This window comes from Salinivibrio costicola subsp. alcaliphilus (genome assembly GCF_001996185.1).
Classification (GTDB): domain Bacteria; phylum Pseudomonadota; class Gammaproteobacteria; order Enterobacterales; family Vibrionaceae; genus Salinivibrio; species Salinivibrio costicola.
Genome location: NZ_MUFR01000085.1, coordinates 1 through 2,463, shown reverse-complemented (window position 1 = coordinate 2,463; position 2,463 = coordinate 1). Strand labels below are relative to the sequence as shown.

At 47.3% G+C, this 2,463-nt stretch carries 2 protein-coding genes; one reads left to right on the top strand and one right to left on the bottom strand.

The window, feature by feature from the left end; all coding sequences use genetic code 11:
* The first annotated feature begins 124 nt into the window (after positions 1-124).
* Positions 125-1,708 carry a CHASE domain-containing protein gene (locus BZJ21_RS15165; protein ID WP_077670242.1) on the top strand — a complete coding sequence of 528 codons (1,584 nt, stop codon included), beginning with the start codon at positions 125-127 and terminating at the stop codon, positions 1,706-1,708.
* A gap of 115 nt (positions 1,709-1,823) precedes the next feature.
* Here the strand turns inward: BZJ21_RS15165 and BZJ21_RS15160 are convergent, their stop codons facing one another.
* Positions 1,824-2,324 carry an META domain-containing protein gene (locus BZJ21_RS15160; protein WP_077670241.1) on the bottom strand — a complete coding sequence of 167 codons (501 nt, stop codon included), beginning with the start codon at positions 2,322-2,324 and terminating at the stop codon, positions 1,824-1,826.
* Between the last annotated feature and the right edge of the window lie 139 nt (positions 2,325-2,463).

Genomic DNA, 2,463 nt, shown 5'->3' with positions numbered 1-2,463 from the left:
TTACTGTGACTCTTCCTGAGATCGCAGGGTCTTTGACGTCTCGTATTAACGATAACTTTCAGATGTTCAATCATGCATCTTCAAGTTAATTGGGTATAGGTAATATAGGGTAAGGATAGTAATAATGCCTCGGCGTGCATGGAGTATCATCATCATAACGGCGCTTATTGGTGTAGGGTTTGCGGCATTCACGGCGCATCTACTCTATCAAAAAGAGCAAGAAGCCATTCGTAAAGAGCTGCACAAGGATGTTAATAATGCGGCAATGGCGCTGGCGCGCGAGGTCAACCTGGGTCTTGAACTGCTTTATGCGGTTAAGAATCACTTCGATGCTGGGCATCGCTTAAACGCCCGCAATTTTCAGCCTCTAACCTCTGGGGTATTAAAGCGTCATCCTAGTTTCAAATCGATCGAGTGGGCCGATATTGTCATGCATCATCAACGCCGGCATTACACACAAGGTATGACAGCGGCTCAGCCTGATCGAACAAGCTTCAATATTGTTGAACTCAACGATCAGAGCCAGTTAGTAACCGCCTCTCGCCGTGATATGTATTTTCCCCTTAGATTTACCTCAGGTAACAATCAATCAGACGCTGTGATGGGTTATGATTTGGGCTCAACACCCATCACACGCCAGGCACTTAAAACTAGCTTTAATACTGGTGTACCAGTGGCTACGCCTGCTACGACCATGGAACGGGCGTATGGTGATGTACGTGGCTTTTTGCTCATTATGCCGATCCTCGTCGATCCCGAACAACTAGCAGGGGATAATACCCAGGATTTGCGTGGATTTTTAGTGGCAGTGATCGATGTAGAAACCCTGGTCAATCTTGCGATAAAAACCGTGATCAATGACGGTATCAATTACACCCTAATTGATACCACCGATCCTAATCATCGCCAAGTGTTGCATACCCATCGTGTTGAACTGGCACAAATGAAGGATTCGCTGGCACAACAGCCCGCTGAACCCATTTTATTTGCCGGACGAGAGTGGGAGTTGGTGGGCTATCCCACAGTCAGTTACATGCAACAAAGACAAAGCTGGGTGCCAATGTGGACGTTTTTGATCGGTAGTGGCATCTTTTTTGTGATTTGTTATCTGCTCTATCGCCTGCAGGCACGGGCGTACAGTGTTCAAGTCCAAGTCGAGCAAAAAACACATGCGCTCAAAGATGCGAATAGCCGATTAGAATCAATGACCAAATGTGATGGGTTGACGGGGTTATATAACCGAACCCAATTTGAACAAGCATTAGAGCGCGAAATCCAGCGCGCGGTCCGTGATGAAACACCCCTGAGCTTAATGCTGGTCGAAATCCAGCACCTATCTAATTACAACAGTCAATACGGTCGGGTTGCGGGTGATCAGTTGATCCGCCAAGTGGCACAAGCCATTGATGAGATGCTTAAACGACCAGGCGATCTCGTCTGTCGTTACACGGGAAGTCAATTTATTGCAATATTGCCTCGCACTGAGGGGGCCTCGCGATTAGGGGAAGAATGCGTCACCGCGGTTAAACGGCTTCAGATACCTTTTGAGGACGAACCGGAGAGTCGGGTTGCTGTGTTTGTAGGCGGCGTCACCGTAACTGAGCAAAAAGAAATGACGGCTTCAAGACTATGCGCTTATGGCGAAATAGGCTTGACGCGAGCGAAGGCTGATGTCGATAAAGGTTGGCATTGGATGGTGGTGTCGTGAAAAAGCGAGCGGTAACAAGTACCGCCCTCCAAGTACCGCCCTCTAGGATAACTCATCGGCTTTTACGTTCACGAGCCGGTCTTTAAGATCAGGAATCGATCTTTGAGATATAGAGTTAATATTTCTCGCCCTTGTTGAAGCGTGAATTTACCGCTGGGCTCTTAAGTAACGGATCATCTGTCGCCTTGGATGAGTTAACTGGGGTAAAAACTAAGGTGTGCGCATCATTACTGAGTAACAATGTGTTATTGCGCACGCTAGCGTCGCTCCATTGACCCAACACTTGGCTCATGGTTTGTTCTAACGCCATTGCGTTTTCCGCGCAAGCCATTTTCGTACTGGCCATACGATCAATCTTGAAGCGATTATTGTCGAGTTCCGCCTTACCAAAGTAACGGTTACAGCCGGTATAGCCGTTGACTTCCATATCCTTATTGACGTTTAACGTTGGGGATCCTTCCGCACTGATAGCCTGTTGATCAATCATGGTCAGTTGCCATTGTTGAGCAACGCCAGAGGTTGTGACCTCGTTTTTAGCATTGTTCGCATCATTGCTACTGCTACAGGCGGTGACGCCAGCAGCAAGCATGACCGCCATCAATACGTGTCTCTTCATAATGACTCCTTAGTCACTAACGGTGGGTGTTAAATCAAGCGTATACCCAATTAACTTGAAGATGCATGATTGAACATCTGAAAGTTATCGTTAATACGAGACGTCAAAGACCCTGCGATCTCAGGAAGAGTCACAGTAA

What these genes read in the sequence shown, in the direction of transcription:
- BZJ21_RS15160 (WP_077670241.1), bottom strand. Translation starts at nt 2,324, where the DNA reads ATGAAGAGACACGTATTGATGGCGGTCATGCTTGCTGCTGGCGTCACC.
- BZJ21_RS15165 (WP_077670242.1), top strand. Translation starts at nt 125, where the DNA reads ATGCCTCGGCGTGCATGGAGTATCATCATCATAACGGCGCTTATTGGT.